This is a genomic window from Flavobacterium facile (assembly GCF_036321945.1).
Lineage (GTDB): Bacteria > Bacteroidota > Bacteroidia > Flavobacteriales > Flavobacteriaceae > Flavobacterium > Flavobacterium facile.
This window is the reverse complement of sequence record NZ_JAZAYT010000032.1, coordinates 95,847-116,504: the sequence shown is the minus strand read 5'-3', so window position 1 is coordinate 116,504 and position 20,658 is coordinate 95,847. Positions and strand designations below refer to the sequence as shown.

Sequence of the window (20,658 nt, the reverse complement as noted above, 5' to 3'; positions counted from 1 at the left end):
TTTGACACAAGCAAGAAAAATGTCTTTTTATTTTGTGATATTTAACTTAATACTTAATTCTTCTAATTGTTTATCGTCAATTTGTGATGGCGCATCAATCATTACATCTCTTCCGGAATTGTTTTTCGGGAACGCAATAAAGTCTCTAATGGTCTCTTGTCCGCCTAAAATAGCAACCAATCTGTCTAATCCAAAAGCTAATCCTCCATGAGGTGGTGCGCCGTATTGGAAAGCATTCATTAAGAATCCAAATTGATTTTCTGCTTCTTCTTTTGAGAAACCTAATAATTCGAACATTCTAGCTTGTAAATCTCTATCATGAATACGAATAGAACCTCCACCAATTTCATTTCCATTTAAAACCATATCGTAAGCATTGGCTCTAATTTTACCTGGTTCGGTAGTAATTAAATGCATGTCTTCTGGTTTTGGAGATGTAAATGGATGGTGCATCGCGTGGTATCTTTCCGATTCTTCATCCCATTCTAATAAAGGGAAATCTAAAACCCAAAGTGGTGCAAATTCGTTTGGATTTCTCAAACCTAAACGGGTTGCTAATTCCATACGTAATGCAGAAAGCTGAGTTCTTGTTTTATCGGTATTTCCACATAAAACAAAAATCATATCGCCAGGTTTTGCGCCTGTAATTTCTGCCCATTTTTTCAAGTCTTCTTGATCGAAAAATTTATCTACAGATGATTTTAAACTTCCGTCTAATTCATATTTACAATAAATCATTCCTGTTGCTCCAATTTGTGGGCGTTTTACCCAATCAATTAAGGCGTCAATTTCTTTTCTTGTGTACGATGCACAACCTGGAGCTGCAATTCCAACTACAAATTCAGCGGCATTAAATACAGGAAAATCTTTATGCTTGGTTACTTCGTTTAACTCACCAAATTCCATTCCAAAACGAATATCTGGCTTGTCATTACCATACGTTTTCATTGCGTATTCGTAAGTGATACGAGGGAATTTTTCTACTTCAATACCTTTTACTTCTTTCAGTAAATGACGTGTTAATCCTTCAAACTGATTTAAAATATCTTCTTGTTCTACGAAAGCCATTTCGCAGTCAATTTGTGTAAATTCTGGTTGTCTATCTGCACGTAAATCTTCATCACGGAAACATTTCACAATTTGGAAATATTTATCCATTCCACCAACCATCAACAATTGTTTGAAAGTTTGTGGCGATTGTGGTAAGGCGTAAAATTGACCTTCATTCATTCTACTTGGTACTACGAAATCACGAGCACCTTCTGGAGTAGATTTAATTAAATATGGTGTTTCAACTTCACAAAAACCTTGGTTAGATAAATAGTTTCTTACTTCTTGTGCCACTTTATGACGGAATAATAAACTGTTTTTAACTGGATTTCTACGAATATCTAAATAACGATATTTCATTCGGATGTCTTCACCACCGTCCGTTTCATCTTCAATTGTAAATGGAGGTGTTAAAGAATCGTTTAGAATATTTAATTCAGAAACTAAAATTTCAATATCGCCAGTTGGTATGTTTTTGTTTTTAGATTCGCGCTCAATCACCGTTCCTTTTACTTGAACTACGAATTCACGACCTAAAGATTTTGCTTTATCAAAAATAGCTTTATCTGTTCTAGTTTCGTCTAAAATTAATTGCGTAATTCCATATCGGTCACGCAAATCAATCCAAATCATAAAGCCTTTATCACGCGTTTTTTGAACCCAACCTGCTAATGTAACTTCCTGATTAATATGTGTAGCATTTAATTCGCCACAAGTAAAACTTCTAAACATTGTTTTTTATTTTTTGCAAAAGTATAATAATTTTAAATTTTATTAAGTTTAATGGCTAATAATCTTAACAATTTTTTAGGTATTTATATATTTAAATCTTTTATATTTACGCTTTATATTTTTAAAAATTACTAAAATGACACACAACAAGACATTTTTATTATCAGTAGTAGCTGGAGTTTTTTCATTAACAGCTAGTGCTCAAGTTAAATTTTTAGCAAAAATTGCGAACAAACCAACAGATACAATTTACGTAAAATCGAGAGGTTTTAGTCAAATGATTGTGGCTGATAAAAAAGGAAATTTCAATGCTACTTTCAAAGTTACTGATGGAATGTTTAAATTGGAAGTGGATGAGCAATATGCAGATTTATATCTAACAAACTCATCTGATATTCAAGTTGCTTTAGATTATAAAGATTTTGATAATACGATTAAATTTAAAGGTAAAGGCGCAAATGAAAATACTTTTTTAGCTGCTGAAACTTTAAAACAAGCGGATCAAACTGCTTTTGATCCAATGATGAAAGCTGAAAATTTAGAAGCTTTAAATGCAGAAATTGCCAAATACAAAGAAAGTATTTTTGCAGCAATGCCTCAAGGTTTAGATGCTGGTTTTGTAGCTAAATATAAAGGAGATGTGGAAAACGGTATGAAAGGTATGGTTCAATATTTATCTGCTGCTTTTGAATTGAAAAAATTAAACGGATCAGCTTCGCCTTCCTTTAAATATGAAAATCACAAAGGTGGTTTTACTTCTTTGGAAGATTTAAAAGGGAAATATGTGTATATTGATGTTTGGGCAACTTGGTGTGGACCTTGTCGTCAAGAAATTCCTTTTTTACAAAAAACGGAAGAAGCTTATCATGGAAAAAATATTGAATTCGTAAGTATTTCTATTGACGAGCAAAAAAATCATGAAAAATGGAATCAATTTGTAAAGGATAAAAACTTAGGTGGAATCCAATTATTAGCAGATAAAGATTGGAAATCTGATTTTGTACAAGGATATAAAATCAACGGAATTCCAAGATTTATTTTAATTAGTCCAGAAGGAAAAATTGTAAACGCTGATGCGCCAAGACCTTCATCACCAGAATTAGTGACTTTATTAGATTCATTAGTAAAATAAGACTTCAAAATAAAAGAACTGCTTTCGGGCAGTTTTTTTATGAGTATTAACTTTTTTTATAAAAAATGTTAACAATAAGTTTTATACTTTTGCATAGTTAAAAAAATAAATTCAGATGAAATCACTAATAAAAAGGGTTTGTGAAAGCTAGTTCCTATTATTATAAAAGTGATATATCTGTTACCTCTAAAAAATAATATCTAAACAAATGAAAGTAGCCGTTGTTGGAGCCACTGGAATGGTGGGAGAAGTAATGCTTCAAATATTAAAAGAAAGAAATTTTCCAGTTACGGAATTAATTCCTGTTGCTTCAGAAAAATCTGTGGGCAAGGAAATTGAATTCAACGGAAAAACATATAAAGTAGTTGGTTTACAAACCGCTGTAGATATGAAAGCTGATATTGCTTTGTTTTCTGCAGGTGGTGAAACTTCTTTAGCTTGGGCACCAAAATTTGCTGCAGCGGGAACTACAGTTATTGATAATTCTTCAGCATGGAGAATGGACGAAACTAAGAAATTAGTAGTTCCAGAAATCAATGCCGACATCTTAACTAAAGATGATAAAATTATTCCAAATGCGAATTGTTCAACTATTCAATTAGTGATGGCATTAGCACCATTACATAAGAAATATAAAATCAAACGTGTTATTGTTTCTACTTACCAATCTATCACTGGAACAGGTGTAAAAGGTGTGCAACAATTAGAAAACGAATATGCAGGTATTAAAGGCGAAATGGCTTACAAATACCAAATTCACAGAAATGCGATTCCACAATGTGATGTGTTTGAAGAAAACGATTACACCAAAGAAGAAATGAAATTGGTACGTGAAACGCAAAAAATATTAAACGACAAAACGATTGGCATTACAGCAACTGCAGTAAGAATTCCAGTTGTTGGTGGACACAGTGAAGCGGTAAACGTTGAGTTTCATAACGATTTTGATGTGAACGAAGTACGTACACTTTTGCATAACACACCTGGAATTACAGTTCAAGATAATATTGATACATTTACCTATCCAATGCCATTTTATGCAGAAGGTAAAGACGATGTTTTTGTGGGAAGAATCCGTAGAGATGGAAGTCAACCCAACACTTTAAATATGTGGATTGTTGCCGATAACTTACGTAAAGGCGCAGCTACAAATACCGTTCAAATTGCAGAGTATTTAGTAGCGAATAACTTAGTATAATGCAAAAAAACTATGTAAAATATAATGTTCTGATGGCATTGGCAATACTTTTTGCCATATGCTATCAGTCGTTACATATTTTTACAGATGAAGCCCATCATTTTCATGATGAGGTTACTCAAGAACATACTTCTAAAACGAATATATCAGCTGATAATCATACAGATTGTCCAGTCTGTGATTTCCAATTCGCAGCCTTTTTGTCTTCAGATATTTATGTTTTAAATTTATTTTTTCCTCAACCAAAATTCCATTTTTCGAATACTTACGAATCTATTGTAAAAGAAAAGGAATTTTTATATTTCTCACATCGAGGTCCACCTGCAGTATAAGTTTTTGTCATTCTGTTCCGAATTTCGGGATTAGAATCTAATTATTAATCGTCAGTTCGAGTGTTCCGATTTTTCATCGGAATGTATCGAGAACGGTTTATTTCTATTTATTTTAAACTTATACACATGAAATCGCCACAAAAAAAAGTTTGTGTAATAAACACAGATAAAAAATAGGCGATACATTTTTGACCACTTAATAATAAACTTTACAAAAATGAAAAAATATATTTTTCTCATCATCTTGATGGGCTTTACAATCGTGGGCTTTGCTCAAAACTCTGTTTCTGGAACAATTAAAAACGAAAACAACGAAACTATTTCTAACGTTGAAATTTCGGTTTCCGATGCGGCCATTCAAACAAAATCTAATGAAAAAGGGCAGTTTGAAATCAAGAATTTACCCATTGGAAAATTAATTTTAGTTTTCAAAAAAGATAAATTCGAAATTAAATCTGAAGCCATTTCTATCGGAAATCAAGAACAAAAAATTCTAGATATTATCTTAGAAGATGAAGAACATCACATAGATGAAATCTTAGTTTCTTCTGTTTTTAATAAAACACAAAACGAAAATGTGGTGAAAATTGATCACATTAATTTAAAACAAATTCAGAATGAAGGCGCCATAAATCTTTCAGATGCTTTGGCTACAAATCCTGGTGTAAGTGTAGTTTCAACTGGAGTTTCAATTGGAAAACCCGTCATTCGTGGATTAAGCGGAAACAGAGTTTTGACTTACGCACAAGGAATCAGATTAGAAAACCAACAATTTGGTGAAGAACACGGTTTAGGATTGAACGCGAACGGACAAGAAAGTGTAGAAATCATAAAAGGACCAGCTTCTTTATTATATGGTTCGGATGCTATGGGTGGCGTTTTGTATTTCAATCCTGAAAAATATGCAGCAAATAATAAAACGGAATTGTCTGTCAATCAGGTTGTAAATAGCAATACGCAAGGCTCAAATAGTTCGGTAACGGTAAAAGCTTCGGAAGATAAATTTAAGTTTTTAGTTCAAAATAATTATACCACTCACGCCGATTATAAAACTCCAAATGGTGAAACGGTAGTCAATACGCGGTTCATTGAAAAAGATTTTAAAGTCGGAACTTCTTTTGCCACTTCACGTTATGTAGCCGATTTTCGTTACAACTATAACGATTTAAATTTAGGCTTACCAGAAGAAGAAATTGAAGATTCAAGATTCAGAACACCTTTATTTCCAAGTCAGAAAATTGAAAATCATTTGTTGAGTTTTAATCAGAAAGTATTCTTTAAAAACTCTAAATTAGAAGCCACAGCTGGTTATGTTTTTAATAACAGAAAGGAATTAGAAAGCATTGATGAAATTGCTCTTTTTATGAAGTTGAAAACGTTTAATTATAATGTGAGATATTATTTGCCAGATTTCGGGAAGTTTGAAACGATAATCGGTTTTCAAGGAATGAACCAAGAAAACAGAAATTTTGGAGAAGAAAGATTGATTCCAGATGCTAAAATTGCAGACATTGGTTTCTTTGGAACTTCGCAATATAAGTTCAATAAAAATCTATTACAATTTGGGGTACGATACGATTTTAGAAACGTAAATATTGAAGAATTTGGTGAAATCGGTACAGAAGGTTCGTTTCAAAAATCGGATAAAAATTTCGAAAGTATCAATGCTTCCTTCGGATTTAAAACAGAAATTACAGAAAAAATTACGACAAGAATTAACATCGCAACCGGTTTCAGAGCACCAAATTTATCAGAATTATCTTCAAACGGTGTACATGAAGGAAGCAATCGTTACGAAATTGGAAATCCAAACTTAAAAAACGAACAAAATTTTCAAGTCGATTTGAATGTCGATTATAACGCGGAACATTTCGATTTCTTTGCGAACGGATTTTACAATAACATCAATAATTATATTTTTATTTCGCCAAACGGAAATACCATTGACGGTAATTTTGTGTACGATTATTTACAAAATAATGCCGTTTTATATGGTGGTGAAACTGGAATTCACTTGCATTTGCATGAAATAGATTGGTTACACATGACCAGCAGTTATGAAATGGTAATTGGACAATTAAACAATAATTCGAGTTTGCCTTTAATTCCTGCTAACCAATGGAAAAATAATTTTAGAGCGAATTTTGATATTTCGAAAAGCCTAAAAAATAGTTTTGTTTTCTTACAAGCGAATTACACATTTAACCAAAACAATATTAGCGAATTTGAAACAAAAACGAACGATTATTTACTCCTTTCATCAGGAATTGGAACAGATATTCAGATGATTAAATCGAAATTCAATCTGTATTTAACAGCTACAAACCTCTTGAACAAAGTGTATGTATCGCATTTGTCTCGTTTAAAAGCGGACGGAATATATAATATGGGAAGAAATATTGTTTTAGGAGTTAACTTTAACCTTTAAATCTAAATTAAACCTACAAGCACAAAATCTTGTAGGTTTACTTATATTTGTAATACAACAAAACACAATTTGAATGAAAAAATCAATCATTTTTGCAACTTTAATTAGTTCAGTCGGAATTATGGCTCAAAATAAAATTACCTATCCAAAAACAAAAAAAATAGACCATAAAGATGTTTATTTCAACACTGAAGTTACCGATGTGTATCGTTGGTTAGAAGACGATAGAAGTGCAGAAACGGAAAGTTGGGTAAAGGCTCAAAATGTAGTAACGTATAAGTATTTAGATCAAATTCCATTCAGAAAAGATATAAAAGACAGAATGGAAAAACTGTGGAATTATGAAAAAATTTCTGCACCATTTGTAGAAGGAAAATTCACCTATTTCTATAAAAATAACGGACTTCAAAATCAATCGGTTTTGTTTAGAAAAGACGTGTCTGGAAAAGAAGAAGTTTTTTTAGATCCGAATACGTTTTCAAAAGATGGTTCGACATCTTTAGCCGGAATCAATTTTACCCAAGATGGAAGTTTATTAGCCTATCAAATTTCAGAAGCAGGTTCCGATTGGCGAAAAGTAATTGTTTTGAATGCCGTAACGAAAGAAAAAATTGGCGAAACGTTAGTCGATGTGAAATTTAGCGGCGTTTCTTGGTATAAAAATGAAGGCTTTTATTATTCAAGTTACGACAAACCAACAGGTAGCGAATTATCTGCCAAAACAGATCAACATAAATTATATTATCATAAATTAGGAACAGCTCAATCGGAAGATAAAGTGGTTTTTGGTGGTGATATAAAAAGAAGATATGTTGGTGGAAGTGTAACGGAAGATAATATGTATTTGGTAATTTCTGCTGCTAATGCCACAAGTTCTAACGAACTGTATTTAGTAGATTTAACAAAACCAAAATTTGAGATTAAAACGTTAGTTGATAACATGGTTTATGATTATGATATTATCGACAATCGCGGAAGCAAGTTATATGTGATTACCAACAACAACGCGCCAAATAAGAAATTAATGATTATTGACGCGAATAATCCAGAATTACCAAATTGGTTAGAAGTTATTCCTGAAACGGAGAACGTTTTATCGGTTTCAACAGGTGGAAATTATATTTTTGCGAATTATATGAAAGACGCCATTTCTGTTGTGAAACAATACGATTATGATGGCGCTTTAATCACAGAAGTTAAATTACCAGGAATAGGAACAGCTTCAGGTTTTGGAGGAAAAAAAGAAGAGAAAACGTTATATTATTCTTTTACGAATTATACAACTCCAAGTTCAATTTATTCATTTGATGTAAAAACAGGAAATTCTGCCGTTTATCAAAAACCAAAAGTGGATTTCAAATCAGAGAAATACGAATCGAAACAAGTGTTTTATACTTCAAATGACGGAACTAAAATCCCAATGATAATCACTCATAAAAAAGGATTGAAATTAAACGGAAAAAATCCAACTATTTTATACGGTTATGGTGGATTTAATGTGAGTTTAACACCGGCTTTTAGTATTTCAAATGCCGTTTGGTTGGAAAATGGTGGTGTTTATGTAGTGGCGAATTTACGCGGTGGCGGAGAATACGGAAAACAATGGCATAATGGAGGAATTCAATTGAAAAAACAAAATGTGTTTGACGATTTCATAGCTGCTGCCGAATATTTAATCGCAGAAAAATATACTTCATCAGAATTTTTAGCCATAAAAGGTGGTTCGAATGGCGGTTTGTTAGTTGGAGCAACGATGTTACAACGTCCAGATTTATTTAAAGTCGCATTGCCTGCCGTTGGTGTTTTAGATATGTTACGTTACCATACTTTTACAGCCGGAGCAGGTTGGGCATACGATTATGGAACATCAGAACAAAGTGAAGAAATGTTTCAATACATTAAAAAATATTCGCCAGTTCATAATGTGAAATCAGGGGTGAATTATCCAGCAACAATGGTAACTACTGGTGATCATGATGATAGAGTAGTGCCAGCGCATAGTTTTAAATTCGCTGCTGAATTACAAGATAAATATTCAGGTTCTCAACCTATGTTAATTCGAATTGATGTGAATGCCGGACACGGAGCAGGAAAATCAACTGATGCAATTATTAACGAACAAGTAGATATGCAAGCGTTTACGTTGTTCAATATGGGAATCAAAAAAGTAAAGAAATAAAAATACAGCTATTGAAAAAGGCGGCCATTGGCCGCCTTTTCTATTTTAAAAATTATCTCCGTTTAATAATCTTCCTACACCACCTAATACACTTCCTTCTTCTTTTCCGCCGCCATTTTGTGGTGCATTAGCTAAAATTCTTCCAGCTAATCGACTAAAAGGTAAGGATTGTATGAATACAGTTCCTGGTCCGCGAAGTGTAGCGTAAAACATTCCTTCTCCACCAAAAATGGTGTTTTTTACACCGCCAACCATTTCAATATCAAAATCTATATCTTGTGTATAACCAACCACACAACCTGTGTCAATTCGCATCACTTCACCAGGTGCTAATTCTTTTTTAGCTAATGTTCCGCCAGAATGTACGAAAGCCATTCCATCGCCTTCAATTTTTTGCATGATAAAACCTTCACCTCCAAATAAAGCTCTTCCAATTTTTTTAGAAAACTCAATCCCAACTGAAACACCTTTCGCCGCACACAAGAAAGCATCTTTCTGACAAATGAATTTTCCGTGATACGCTTTTAAATCAATAGCTATAATTTTTCCTGGATAAGGAGCAGCAAAAGAAACTTTCTTTTTTCCAGAAGCTTGGTTTTGAAAAGCGGTCATAAACAAACTTTCGCCTGTTAAAACACGTTTTCCAGCGGAAAGTAATTTTCCCATAAAACCAGCTTGTTGTTGTTGACTCCCATCACCAAAAATCGTTTCCATTTTGATACCATCTTCCATCATCATAAATCCGCCAGCTTCAGCAATTACAACTTCTTGTGGATCTAATTCAATTTCTACATATTGCATTTCTTCACCATAAATATGGTAATCTATCTCGTGAGCATTCATAATTTTCAAGTTTTTAGTTTTTTTAAATTAGTAGAAGAATTTTTAAAATGTTACACTTTTAAATTAGATTATTCGATCTGTAAAAACACGGAATTGTATTAAATGAAAAACTTTCAACATAACAAGTGTTAAATCCTCAAAAAGTTTATTTCTATTTGTTATATTTGAAGGAACTTAACTTAATAATCATTCGTTTTGAAGAAGATTTTATTTTTACTGACATTTTTGTCGATTTCTGCCTCAGCACAAGAAAAAAAATATCAAAGTTTATTTTGGGAAATTTCTGGAAACGGATTAACCAAAAAATCATATATGTATGGAACCATGCACGTTTCTGACAAGGTTTCTTTTCATTTATCCGATTCGTTTTTCGAAAAATTATTAGCTTCAGATTTTATCGCTAACGAAAGCGAACCGAATACTTGGACCGAATTATACGATTTATTTGGATTTTACAGATCAACAAAAACTAGTGGAAATTTCTACTCTAATTTTTATACTTCACCTGTTGAAAAAGATAATTTGTCTTCTCTTTTTAGAGGTTCTAATTATAATTTAATTGGCTTATTATCTCGAACTAATCAAGCAAATCAAGAATACCAAGAAGAAACGTATTTAGACATGTTCATTTACAGAACAGGAAGAAAATATGGTAAAAAAACATTAGGTTTAGAAAACGTAAAAACGACAACATTAAATATAGAGAGAGCGCAATCTCAAATGGATATCAGTGAAATTGACGGAAATAAACAAGCCTTTTTAAAAATCTTAAAAAAACGTTCTTATGCTGAGGTTTTACGTGATGCTTATAGAGAAAAAGATTTAGATTTAATTGATACGTTAAACATGCTTTCTTCTCCAAAATCATACAATAAAGCGATGCTTTTTGATAGAAATGATATCATGTCTAAAAGTATGGATTCCATCATGAAAACAGGAAGTTTGTTCGCAGCAGTTGGTGCCGCACATTTACCAGGGAAAAACGGTATGATTGAAATGTTACGTAAAAAAGGATATACGGTAACGCCAATTATTTCTGATTATACGGAAAAAGGAAAAAAACTTAAAAAACAAATTGAAGAGTATTTTGTAAAACCCGTTTTTGAAGTGAATACGACTTCAGACGAAATGGTTTCATTGCCTTTATTTCCTTTGGTATTGAAAAATGATGAAAATTTAGAATCTCCAGATTTAGGAAATGGTGGATATATCAACGTAAAACGCATGTTGTTAAAAGATTTCATCAGTAAAAAAGATGAAAAATTCAATCATAAAACATTAGACAGTTTGTTTTTCGAAAACATACCAGGTGAAATTTTGGAGAAAAAAGCGTACCAAGAAAAAAATAATTTTGTGTACGATATTAAAAGTAAAACCAAAACGGGTAAAAACGAAAGATACAGATATTACATTACACCACTAGAAATTATTGCTGTAATTATGAGCGGTGAAGGCGATTATGTGAGAAAATACGAAGATGAGGTTTATAACAATATAAAAATCAAATCGTACAAACAAGAATTTGTAACTATTGTACCAAACAAACAAAATTTTAAAGTTAAAATGCCTTCGTATTATGCGTTTGTGGGAAATAAAAATGATAATAAAAAACTAGAAGATACGGAGATTTACGCGTTCGATGAGCAAGAAAATGCACACTATTTCTTAATGGAAAGCACGTTAATGGATATTTCTAATTTGGAAGATTCAGAATACGAATTGAAAAGAATGCATTATGAATTTTATACTACTCACGAATTAGATTCTACACAAACACATTTCGATAAAAACAAGTTCGAATTTACTTCTCAATCTAAATTAAAAGATAAAAATATTCACTTGAAATCGGTATTAAAAGGCAATAAATATTATTTGTTAGGAACCGTAAATGCATCTAAAAATAAAGTGGACACCTTTTTCAATTCGTTTGAAATTACCAATGCAAAAGAACAAATTGTATACAAAACGTTTAAAGATTCTACGGCTCATTTTTCAGTAGAAGTTCCGAAACAACAAAACGAATATTTAGATTTTAAATTCGATAGAAAAAAACGATATGATGATGCTGATAAAACCAATCATTTTGAAGTTAAATTTAAAACGTTCGAAATATTTTCTCCAAATAAAAATGCAGTTGAAATTACTTATTCTCAACCACATAGATATGAAAGTTATGCGGTTTTAGATTCGCTTTTTAATAAAGTTAAGAAAAACATTTCTACAGATTTTGAAGCAAAAAATTATTCTAGAAATAATGATTATGCAGACTTAGATGTGGCGACTGTAGTTGATGTAGCTGCAACTGATGCTTTAAATCTAACTTCTGTAGCCACTTTAAACGAAGAAAAAGAGGAAGAAAAATTTAATCCGTTAGATTATAAATCGACAACTTGGGATAAAACATTGACTTTATCTTCTAATCAAAAATTAGAATTAACCAATGAAAAATTCACAAAGGACGCAGCGAATGATTATTATGTGTACGAAGTTTTAGCAACTAAACCCAAAAGTACACAAGCCATAAAATATAAAATTGTACTTAAAAAAGGAGAATATTATACGCTAGCAACTTTAGTGGATAAGAATTATAAAAATGACAATCCGTTTGTAGAAAAAGTGTTTACCACGTTTAAAGTGGACGATAAAATTACATCGAGAACCTTTTTTGAAAATAAATTCAGTCTTTTTGAAGAAGATTTAAATAGCGAACACGACAGTATTAGATATTCGGCAATAAAATCATTTGATAATTTAAGAATTGAAGAAACGGATTTTTCTAAATTGAAAGCCTTGATTGAAAACTTCGAATTCCGTAAAGAAGAAATGGAATTCAAAGGCGAGTTATACGAAAGCATTGGTGCGTTAAAATCAGCAGAAGTAATTCCGTTTTTAGAGCAAGCCTATAAAGCACAAGATGTTTCTACTCAAACGCAATTTTCAATATTAAAAGCATTAACATTTCAAAAAAGCAAAACGGCCTACAAAAAAATTGCAGAATTGTTAGAGTACGATTTACCAATTTCTGATAAGTATGTGATTTCTGGATTGTTTAATTTGTTTACTTCAGATCTTGAAAATTCACAAGTTTTATATCCAAATATTTTAGAATATTACAGTATTAATGAGTTTCATGAACCGATTGTTGATTTCGTAAAAGTGTTATTGAATTCAGAAAAAGCACAATCTAAAAAGCTGAAATCGTACAAGAAAATGTTGTTGACAAATGCAAAATTAGAATACAAGCGTTTATTAAGTTGGAAATCTGAAGACGAAGCAAGTGAAGAAGATGAATATGATTATAGCGACGAAGATGGTGCGCCAGTCGATGCTTTAAATAGTTATTTGTCTATTTTATATCCGTTTAAAAACGAAAAAGATATCAGTCAGTTGTATCAAAAAGCGGAAAAATTAGATATCGACGATTTAAATGTTGCGATTGCTAACAGAGAATTGGCCAGAAATAAAAAATTAGATAAAAACAGTATTCAAAAATTAATTGAAAATCCGAAAACAAAATACACGGCTTTTCAAATGTTGTACCATAACAAACAAAACGACGAATTAAATAAGTTTAATAGAGATTCAATTGTAAAAATGGCCATTCATTTTTACGAGGATTTCAATGAGAAAAACGATTCAATTGTAATGTTAGAAGAAAAAGTAATCACGGTAAAAGATAAAAAAATCTCTTATTTCTTCTATAAAAAAATTGATATTGAAAAGGATTCTTACGGTAAAAATTCTGAAAAGTTAACCGCAATAGCTTTTGTTCACGATGAAAATAATAAGCTAAATTTAAAAGCGTTTAGAAGATTCGACAAAGAAAAATTCATCGAAGACAAAGAAATAGAGCACATCATGAAAACGATGATTAACGAATCGTTAAACGACAATCATTTGCGTGTGAGTTTCTCTAACGGTCGTGGTGATGGTTATGATGAAGAAATGTATTACGAAGAATAAATGCTAAGAACCAAAAAGGAAATAGTATATGTTGTATTGGCAGGAATTTTTATAACTAATGCCATCACTGCCGAACTTATTGGAGGAAAACTCATTCAAGTTGGTCCTTTTGTATTAAGTATGGGGATTTTACCATGGCCAATTGTGTTTATTACTACCGATTTAATAAATGAATATTTCGGAAAACAAGGCGTAAAAAGATTAAGTTATATTACTGCTGGCTTAATTGCTTATTGTTTCGTAGTTTTGTTTTTTTCGATGAAAATTCCTGAAGCCAAAGGAATAAGTCCAGTTTCTAATGAACAATTTATTGCCGTTTTCGGACAAAGTAATTTAATTATTGTAGGTTCGATTATTGCGTTTTTGGTCTCACAATTTTTAGATGTAACTATTTTTAGTTATTTCAAAAAGAAAACGGGCGAAAAAATGATTTGGTTGAGAAGCACAGGTTCAACCGTATTTTCTCAATTAATCGATTCTTTTATTGTGGGCGGAATTGCGTTTTATTTACCCGGAATTTGGAACACTAAACAATATATAGAATTTTCTTTAACAGGTTATTCTTTTAAATTAATCATCGCAATTTGCTTAACGCCATTAATCTATTTAGGTCATTTTTTGATTAATAAATACATTCACAACAACGAAAAACCAATAGTAAATGACTAAGAAACGTTGCGCTTGGTGCGAAAAAACCGATTTATATAAAGACTATCACGATAACGAATGGGGAAAACCCGTTTATGATGATGCGACTTTATTTGAATTTCTAATTTTAGAAACGTTTCAAGCAGGTTTAAGTTGGTATACGGTTTTGGTCAAACGAGATAATTTCAGAAAAGCTTTTGCTGGTTTTGATGTACAAAAAGTAGCGAAATTTACCGATGCAAAATTGCAAGTTTTAGCGGAAGATACTGGAATTATCAGAAATAAATTAAAGATAAAAGCATCGGTTACTAATGCACAAGCTTTCATAAAAGTACAAGAAGAATTTGGAAGTTTTTCTAAATATATTTGGGCTTTTGTAGATGGAAAACCAATTGATAATAATCGAAAAACATTAAGTGACGTTCCAGCAACGACTGAAGTTTCAGATAAACTAAGTAAAGATTTGAAAAAACGCGGATTCAAATTCGTGGGTTCAACCGTAGTTTATGCACACATGCAAGCCACCGGAATGGTTAATGATCATGTGGAAGATTGTTGGGTGAGAGGTTAGTGATCAGTTGTAGTTTTCAAAAAAAAATAGTTAAAAAAAATATTAGTATTTACATTTAATCGTAAATCCCAAATCAAAAATCGTAAATAAATGGATCCACTTCACGGCATAACGTTAAAAGTAATACTAGAAAAACTTGTTGATTTCTATGGTTTTGATACGCTTGGTGAATTGATAAATATCAAATGTTTTAAAGAAAACCCATCGATAAAATCAAGTTTAACTTTTTTACGAAAAACCGAATGGGCGCGTAAAAAAGTCGAAGAATTATATGTAAGAAGTTTGAAGAAATTTGATGCAAGATAAATCTGTGCCAATTTGTGATAATCTGTGTTTAAATATAACTTCACGCATCTCTGCGTAATATTTAACTTTTCAGAATCGCTAAAAATTCGTCTCTATCAATTTCAATACAGCCTAAACTATTTAAATGATCGTTATAAACTTGACAATCTAACAGTTTATAATTCGCAATTTCTAATTGTTTTGCTAAATGAATAAAAGCCACTTTACTCGCATTTGGAACTTTAGAAAACATACTTTCTCCGCAAAATACATCGCCTAAATCAATGCCGTATAAACCGCCAACTAATTCTTTATTTTGCCAAACTTCTATGCTTTTGGCATGACCTAATTCGTGTAGTTTGCAATACGCTTCTATAATTTCATCGGAAATCCAAGTGCCGTCTTGGTCTTTTCTTGGTGATTGCTGACAATTGGAAATTACGTCTCTAAAAGCGGTATTAAAAGTGATTTGAAATTCGTTTCTATTTAAAACGTTTCTCATGCTTTTCGTAATTCGTAAATTTTCGAAAAACAATACCATTCTTTCTTCCGGACACCACCAAAGTTTCGGTTCGTCGTTATTATACCATGGAAAAATTCCGTTTTGGTACGCCAATAATAATCTTTCTGGAGACAAATCGCCGCCAACAGCAATTATGCCTTCTGGTGAAGTTTCAGAAGCTGGTGGAAAATAAAGTTCGGGTGTTAAAAAATACATCTTGTTAATTTCAAAAAAAATCAATTTCAAATTAGAAATATTAAAAAAAGCCAGAAATTAAGTAAACTCTTAACTTCTGACTTTTGATATCTAACGTTTATCTTTTAGAAAGGTAAATCGTCGTGTTCTTCTTCTTTAAAGTTAGTGGCAGGCGCAAAAGCTTCAGCAGCTGGCATCGGAGGCATTTCTGGAGCTCCAGCAGGTGCAGCAGCAGCCATTCTTTCAATTCTCCAACCTTGTATTGAGTTAAAATATTTAGTTTCACCTTGAGGATTTACCCATTCTCTTCCTCTTAAATTGATAGAAACTTTCACTTGTTCTCCAACTTGATATGAATTTAAATCGTCCACTTTTGCTTGCGTAAATTCAACCATAATATGTTGTGGATACTGCTCTTCAGTAGTAACAACTAATTCTCTTTTTTTGAATGATGCACTAACGTCTTGAGTAGCGCCAATCATTTTGATTTTTCCAATAACTTCCATAATCTCTATAATTTATTTTTCTGCTAATAATAACTTCCAAGCGTTTAAAACTTGATTGTTGTCTAAATATTCTTTTGCTTTCGCGAATTTTGTATCTAAATCGTCAGAACTTAAAACGGCTTTGACTTCAAAATTTTCTTTTACAAATATAGTAATTTCTTCTTCATTTGGAATAGCTTCTATATTTCCTAATTTTCCTAAATCATTTCCATTGAAATAAACACTTTCTTTAATGAAATTCGGAATCGAATCTACACCAATTCCTAAAGTTGTTAAGGGTTTTTCGACTTCAAACAATCCAGCATTTGCTCGGCTATACCAATTTCCTCCTAAACGAGAAACCACATCAATTTTATGTTGGTCAATCATTTGGTTTTCGTCTAAGATACTTTCGTGAATATGTATTTTTACTACTTCACAAATCACTAAATTTCCAGCTCCTCCTTGGTCTCCCAAAGCAATAATATCGTTAATTTTACATTCAAATTGAACCGGGCTTTCAGCTACTCTAAATGGTTTTACAATATCCGAAGGCAGCATCGTAAATCCAGCTTTTTCAAACTCATTTACACCATCAGGATATTCCGTACTCGACAAACTCATTTGTTGTACAATATCGTAATTTACAATATTGATTACAACTTCATTTGTGTTTTGAGCATTGATTAAAGTATGCTTAATCGTATTGTCTCGAACTCTTCGCGCAGGCGAAAAAATCAATATCGGCGGATTGCTGCTAAACACATTAAAAAAACTAAATGGCGACAAATTCGGATTTCCGTGAATGTCTAAAGTACTAGCAAAAGCAATTGGTCTAGGCGCTACAGCACTTTGTAAATACCCTTGTAATTTTGCTGGTGAAATTTCTTTTGGATCAATGCTTAACATAAATTCTAATTTTTTACAAATATAGTCGAATTTCCTTTTATCTTTTTACTTTTTACTTTGTTCTTAATTCTAAAATTTCACTATTTTTACTCAAAATACTTTATATGCAGTTTTCTGAAAAAAGAAATCTTACACGTTGGATTATCATTATTTCCTCGTTTTTAATTGCTTCCTTAATTTTATGGAATACCTATATCTTTTTCCAAACGTTTAAAGAAGAAGAACGTAATAAAATGGAATTATGGGCTACTGCTTTGAAAAATGTAAGAAATGCAGAACTTGATGCCGACTTAGAATTGCCAACTTTTATAATGGAAAACAATAAAAATATTCCATTAATTCTTACCGATAAAAAAGGAAAAATCTTAAGTGATTTGAATCTTGGAGAGATTACGAATGATAGCATTAAAGTCAAAGAATTTCTAAACTCAATTAAAAATCAGAATAATCCAATAAAAGTACAATTCGCTGCGGACGATTACAATTTGGTATATTATGGCGATTCTCCTATGTTAAATAAACTAAAATACTATCCAATCGCTTTATTGTTGGTGGCGTTTTTATTTGGTGGCGTAGTATATAATTTCTACCGCGCTACGAAAATGGCTACGCAAAACAAACTTTGGGCTGGAATGGCAAAGGAAACCGCGCATCAAATCGGTACGCCGTTATCATCTTTAATTGGTTGGTTAGAATTGTTGAAATTAGAAAATATTGATGAAAGTACGATTGAAGAAATTCAAAAAGACATCAATCGTTTGCAAACCATTACCGATAGGTTTTCAAAAATTGGAAGCGAGCCTATTTTAGAAAAAAGAGACATTGTTGAAGAAACAAAATCATCATTCGAATATTTACAAGCAAGAACATCAAAGCAAGTTAGTTTCGAATTTAGAGCACCAAGCAAACCACTTTATGTTTCACTAAATCCTACTTTACACAGTTGGACGATTGAAAATTTAGTAAAGAATTCAATAGATGCGATGAAAGGAAAAGGAAAACTTTCTATAGAAATTGTGGAAGGCGATTCATTTATTTATATCACCGTTACCGATAGTGGAAGTGGTATTCCGAAAAATAAATTTAAAACCGTTTTTGAACCAGGTTACACGTCGAAAAAACGTGGTTGGGGATTAGGTTTGTCACTTACTAAACGAATTGTACAAGAATATCACAAAGGTAGAATTAGAGTCGTGAATTCAGAAATTGGAAAAGGAACTACGATGCAAATCAGTTTTAAGAAAGAAAGTTAATTTTCTTTTTCAATGTAAGGTTTTAATTTTTTGGTCTTAATTAGTTTGAAATTTTTTCCATCCCAAGAATAATATTCCGTTGTTTTTGTAACTAAGAAATCATAAGTATTTGAATTCTCATCTGTGTTTTCAGCTTCTTTAATGGTTTTAATTATGGTGTTCGTTTGTCCGCCTTTCTCTTTTGGGAAAACAAATTCTTCTGAATGATAAAAAACGCCGGCGTCCCCCATATCATATTTTTCAGGAAGTTCTAAGAATTCTTTTTCGTTCCACCCGAAATAATAATACAAAGTTGGAATGCCACAAGCTTCACCGCTAAACGAAATTCTGTAAATAGAATTTAAATCTTTTAAGCCCCAACTACTTATAGCGGAGTTTTGGAAAAAATGACTTTCGGTAAGTTCTTTTGAAAATGATTTTTCGCTTATAATTTGATTTTCTGAATTTATAGCTTTTACAGAAATTTTATAAAAATCTCTCTCGTATTCGTAATCATCTCGTTGTACTTTTTTGCTGTATTTGGAATCTATTGTGGTTAAGAACGTGGTGTTTCCTTTAGTTGCATTTCCAACAGCGATGAATCCTTTCCAAAGAAAACCGGTTTTAATTTGATTGTTTTTGGAATACTCAATTTCCACCCAAGATAAATTCAGTCCTTTAATGTTTAAGTTTTCTGTTGTGTTTTTTAAGACTTTTATTTTATTTCCAATTTGTAAAGAATCTAATAATTGACTGTTTGTGGTGGAGTCTTGTCGGACATAGCAATTTTTCACACCTATTGCTGCTTCTGTTTTTCCTTCGTAATTAAACGACCAAAAATAATTTTCAGAGGCAATTTCTTGTGAAAAGATAAGATTTGTGAATAGTAATAGGAAGATGATTTTTTTCATAAGTCAGCAAAAAAAAACCACAAACTCATTTAGAATTTGTGGAGATATGTTTTATAAATTTTCAGCAATCTGTTCTGCTAGTGTTGAAAATTCTTCTGGTGTTAAAGTTGTTTTTCGTTGGAAACGCATATCGTCCATATCTTGCAACGGAATCAAATGCACGTGAGTGTGTGGTACTTCTAAACCTACAACTGCCACACCAATTCGCTTACAAGGAACCGTTTTTTCTAAAGCAATGGCTACTTTTCTTGAAAACGCCATTAGCCTTAAAAACAAATCTTCTTCCATGTCGAAAATTTTATTAATTTCTTGCTTTGGCACACATAAAGTATGTCCTTTTGCATTCGGATTCACATCTAAAAAAGCAATAAAATCTTCGTTTTCTGTAATTTTATAACAAGGGATTTCTCCGTTGATTATTTTTGTGAAAATAGAACTCATTTTTTTAATTTTCAATTAGCCAATTTTCAATTAGTCATTTTTTTGGCACATTGACCAATTGACTAATCGACACATTAAATTAGTCGCGTGTAATTTCTAAAACTTCAAATTTTAATACACCATTTGGTACATTAATTTCTGCAATTTGACCTACTTTTTTACCTAATAATCCTTTTCCAATTGGAGAGGTTACTGATATTTTTCCTGTTTTTAAATCGGCTTCACTTTCTGCAACTAATTTATATTGAAGTTCCATTCCGTTAGATTGATTTTTGATTTTTACGTTCGATAAAACCAATGCTTTTGAAACATCTAAAGTTGATTCGTCTATAATTCTTGCATTAGACACCACTTCTTCCATTTTTGAAATACGCATTTCTAATAAACCTTGTGCTTCTTTGGCTGCATCGTATTCTGCATTTTCAGATAAATCGCCTTTATCTCTTGCTTCTGCGATGGCTTGTGATGCTTTGGGGCGTTCTATAGATTTAAGTTGGTCTAACTCGTCTTTTAAATGTTTTAATCCTTCTGCTGTGTAGTAAGATACTGTACTCATAACTTCATTAATTTATAAAATAGAAAAAATCCCACAACTATGGGATTCCCTTTTTGCAAAGATATA

The 20,658-nt window shown here is 31.8% G+C and carries 18 protein-coding genes; 10 read left to right on the top strand and 8 right to left on the bottom strand.

All coding sequences use genetic code 11. The features are described from left to right. Positions 1-27 precede the first annotated feature (27 nt). Entirely contained in the window at positions 28-1,782 is a 1,755-nt protein-coding gene (gene aspS, locus UEQ13_RS08330; RefSeq protein ID WP_329805893.1) for an aspartate--tRNA ligase, read from the bottom strand. Positions 1,783-1,918: 136 nt separating this feature from the next. Between aspS and UEQ13_RS08325 the strand changes: the two genes are divergently transcribed. The 5 genes from UEQ13_RS08325 (at position 1,919) to UEQ13_RS08305 (ending at position 9,051) form a co-directional block, all read left to right on the top strand. Beyond that, a complete protein-coding gene (locus tag UEQ13_RS08325) occupies positions 1,919-2,914 on the top strand; it encodes a TlpA family protein disulfide reductase (RefSeq protein WP_329805892.1) in 996 nt (331 codons plus the stop codon). Between the two features lie 208 nt (positions 2,915-3,122). Next, complete coding sequence (locus UEQ13_RS08320) at positions 3,123-4,112, top strand: aspartate-semialdehyde dehydrogenase (protein ID WP_329805891.1); 990 nt, start codon at positions 3,123-3,125, stop codon at positions 4,110-4,112. Continuing rightward, entirely contained in the window at positions 4,112-4,444 is a 333-nt protein-coding gene (locus tag UEQ13_RS08315; protein ID WP_329805890.1) for a hypothetical protein, read from the top strand. Before UEQ13_RS08320 ends, UEQ13_RS08315 begins: the two co-directional genes overlap by 1 nt. A gap of 217 nt (positions 4,445-4,661) precedes the next feature. Further along, positions 4,662-6,872, top strand: coding sequence for a TonB-dependent receptor (locus tag UEQ13_RS08310; RefSeq protein ID WP_329805889.1), 2,211 nt, complete (start codon positions 4,662-4,664; stop codon positions 6,870-6,872). 73 nt (positions 6,873-6,945) lie between these two features. After that, positions 6,946-9,051, top strand: coding sequence for a prolyl oligopeptidase family serine peptidase (locus tag UEQ13_RS08305; protein WP_329805888.1), 2,106 nt, complete (start codon positions 6,946-6,948; stop codon positions 9,049-9,051). A 45-nt stretch (positions 9,052-9,096) separates the two neighbouring features. On the opposite strand, the gene UEQ13_RS08300 is transcribed toward UEQ13_RS08305, so the two are convergent. Then, positions 9,097-9,894, bottom strand: coding sequence for a TIGR00266 family protein (locus tag UEQ13_RS08300; protein WP_329805887.1), 798 nt, complete (start codon positions 9,892-9,894; stop codon positions 9,097-9,099). Positions 9,895-10,089: 195 nt separating this feature from the next. Between UEQ13_RS08300 and UEQ13_RS08295 the strand changes: the two genes are divergently transcribed. From UEQ13_RS08295 to UEQ13_RS08280, 4 genes are all read left to right on the top strand, one after another. Continuing rightward, complete coding sequence (locus UEQ13_RS08295) at positions 10,090-13,857, top strand: TraB/GumN family protein (RefSeq protein WP_329805886.1); 3,768 nt, start codon at positions 10,090-10,092, stop codon at positions 13,855-13,857. Continuing rightward, the gene (locus tag UEQ13_RS08290; RefSeq protein ID WP_329805885.1) at positions 13,858-14,526 is read left to right on the top strand and encodes a queuosine precursor transporter; all 669 of its coding nucleotides are present in this window, start codon (positions 13,858-13,860) and stop codon (positions 14,524-14,526) included. Beyond that, positions 14,519-15,076 carry a DNA-3-methyladenine glycosylase I gene (locus UEQ13_RS08285; RefSeq protein WP_329805884.1) on the top strand — a complete coding sequence of 186 codons (558 nt, stop codon included), beginning with the start codon at positions 14,519-14,521 and terminating at the stop codon, positions 15,074-15,076. The genes UEQ13_RS08290 and UEQ13_RS08285 overlap by 8 nt, the downstream gene beginning before the upstream one ends. A 90-nt stretch (positions 15,077-15,166) precedes the next feature. After that, a complete protein-coding gene (locus UEQ13_RS08280; RefSeq protein ID WP_329805883.1) occupies positions 15,167-15,382 on the top strand; it encodes a VF530 family protein in 216 nt (71 codons plus the stop codon). 61 nt (positions 15,383-15,443) lie between these two features. Here the strand turns inward: UEQ13_RS08280 and aat are convergent, their stop codons facing one another. The 3 genes from aat to UEQ13_RS08265 form a co-directional block, all read right to left on the bottom strand. Then, positions 15,444-16,079, bottom strand: a complete 636-nt coding sequence (gene aat, locus UEQ13_RS08275; protein WP_329805882.1) for a leucyl/phenylalanyl-tRNA--protein transferase — start codon at positions 16,077-16,079, stop codon at positions 15,444-15,446. 104 nt (positions 16,080-16,183) lie between these two features. Beyond that, the gene (locus UEQ13_RS08270) at positions 16,184-16,564 is read right to left on the bottom strand and encodes a DUF3127 domain-containing protein (RefSeq protein WP_166129896.1); all 381 of its coding nucleotides are present in this window, start codon (positions 16,562-16,564) and stop codon (positions 16,184-16,186) included. A gap of 12 nt (positions 16,565-16,576) precedes the next feature. Then, positions 16,577-17,452 carry a flavin reductase family protein gene (locus UEQ13_RS08265; RefSeq protein WP_329805881.1) on the bottom strand — a complete coding sequence of 292 codons (876 nt, stop codon included), beginning with the start codon at positions 17,450-17,452 and terminating at the stop codon, positions 16,577-16,579. Between the two features lie 104 nt (positions 17,453-17,556). On the opposite strand from UEQ13_RS08265, the gene UEQ13_RS08260 reads away from it, so the two are divergent. Continuing rightward, the gene (locus UEQ13_RS08260; RefSeq protein ID WP_329805880.1) at positions 17,557-18,705 is read left to right on the top strand and encodes a sensor histidine kinase; all 1,149 of its coding nucleotides are present in this window, start codon (positions 17,557-17,559) and stop codon (positions 18,703-18,705) included. Here UEQ13_RS08260 and UEQ13_RS08255 read toward each other — a convergent pair. The 3 genes from UEQ13_RS08255 to greA form a co-directional block, all read right to left on the bottom strand. Beyond that, entirely contained in the window at positions 18,702-19,595 is an 894-nt protein-coding gene (locus tag UEQ13_RS08255; RefSeq protein ID WP_329805879.1) for a hypothetical protein, read from the bottom strand. The genes UEQ13_RS08260 and UEQ13_RS08255 overlap by 4 nt on opposite strands. 51 nt (positions 19,596-19,646) lie before the next feature. Beyond that, the gene (locus UEQ13_RS08250) at positions 19,647-20,036 is read right to left on the bottom strand and encodes an HIT family protein (RefSeq protein WP_329805878.1); all 390 of its coding nucleotides are present in this window, start codon (positions 20,034-20,036) and stop codon (positions 19,647-19,649) included. A gap of 79 nt (positions 20,037-20,115) precedes the next feature. Continuing rightward, positions 20,116-20,592 (bottom strand): transcription elongation factor GreA, encoded by a 477-nt coding sequence (gene greA, locus UEQ13_RS08245; RefSeq protein ID WP_329805877.1) that lies wholly within the window; start codon positions 20,590-20,592, stop codon positions 20,116-20,118. Between the last annotated feature and the right edge of the window lie 66 nt (positions 20,593-20,658).

Bases quoted from the DNA above. Each gene is read 5' to 3' on its own strand.
- aat (WP_329805882.1), bottom strand. From the start codon at position 16,079: ATGTATTTTTTAACACCCGAACTTTATTTTCCACCAGCTTCTGAAACT.
- UEQ13_RS08265 (WP_329805881.1), bottom strand. From the start codon at position 17,452: ATGTTAAGCATTGATCCAAAAGAAATTTCACCAGCAAAATTACAAGGG.
- UEQ13_RS08300 (WP_329805887.1), bottom strand. From the start codon at position 9,894: ATGAATGCTCACGAGATAGATTACCATATTTATGGTGAAGAAATGCAA.
- UEQ13_RS08270 (WP_166129896.1), bottom strand. From the start codon at position 16,564: ATGGAAGTTATTGGAAAAATCAAAATGATTGGCGCTACTCAAGACGTT.
- aspS (WP_329805893.1), bottom strand. From the start codon at position 1,782: ATGTTTAGAAGTTTTACTTGTGGCGAATTAAATGCTACACATATTAAT.
- UEQ13_RS08255 (WP_329805879.1), bottom strand. From the start codon at position 19,595: ATGAAAAAAATCATCTTCCTATTACTATTCACAAATCTTATCTTTTCA.
- UEQ13_RS08260 (WP_329805880.1), top strand. From the start codon at position 17,557: ATGCAGTTTTCTGAAAAAAGAAATCTTACACGTTGGATTATCATTATT.
- UEQ13_RS08320 (WP_329805891.1), top strand. From the start codon at position 3,123: ATGAAAGTAGCCGTTGTTGGAGCCACTGGAATGGTGGGAGAAGTAATG.
- UEQ13_RS08325 (WP_329805892.1), top strand. From the start codon at position 1,919: ATGACACACAACAAGACATTTTTATTATCAGTAGTAGCTGGAGTTTTT.
- UEQ13_RS08250 (WP_329805878.1), bottom strand. From the start codon at position 20,036: ATGAGTTCTATTTTCACAAAAATAATCAACGGAGAAATCCCTTGTTAT.
- UEQ13_RS08290 (WP_329805885.1), top strand. From the start codon at position 13,858: ATGCTAAGAACCAAAAAGGAAATAGTATATGTTGTATTGGCAGGAATT.
- UEQ13_RS08315 (WP_329805890.1), top strand. From the start codon at position 4,112: ATGCAAAAAAACTATGTAAAATATAATGTTCTGATGGCATTGGCAATA.
- UEQ13_RS08285 (WP_329805884.1), top strand. From the start codon at position 14,519: ATGACTAAGAAACGTTGCGCTTGGTGCGAAAAAACCGATTTATATAAA.
- greA (WP_329805877.1), bottom strand. From the start codon at position 20,592: ATGAGTACAGTATCTTACTACACAGCAGAAGGATTAAAACATTTAAAA.
- UEQ13_RS08310 (WP_329805889.1), top strand. From the start codon at position 4,662: ATGAAAAAATATATTTTTCTCATCATCTTGATGGGCTTTACAATCGTG.
- UEQ13_RS08280 (WP_329805883.1), top strand. From the start codon at position 15,167: ATGGATCCACTTCACGGCATAACGTTAAAAGTAATACTAGAAAAACTT.
- UEQ13_RS08305 (WP_329805888.1), top strand. From the start codon at position 6,946: ATGAAAAAATCAATCATTTTTGCAACTTTAATTAGTTCAGTCGGAATT.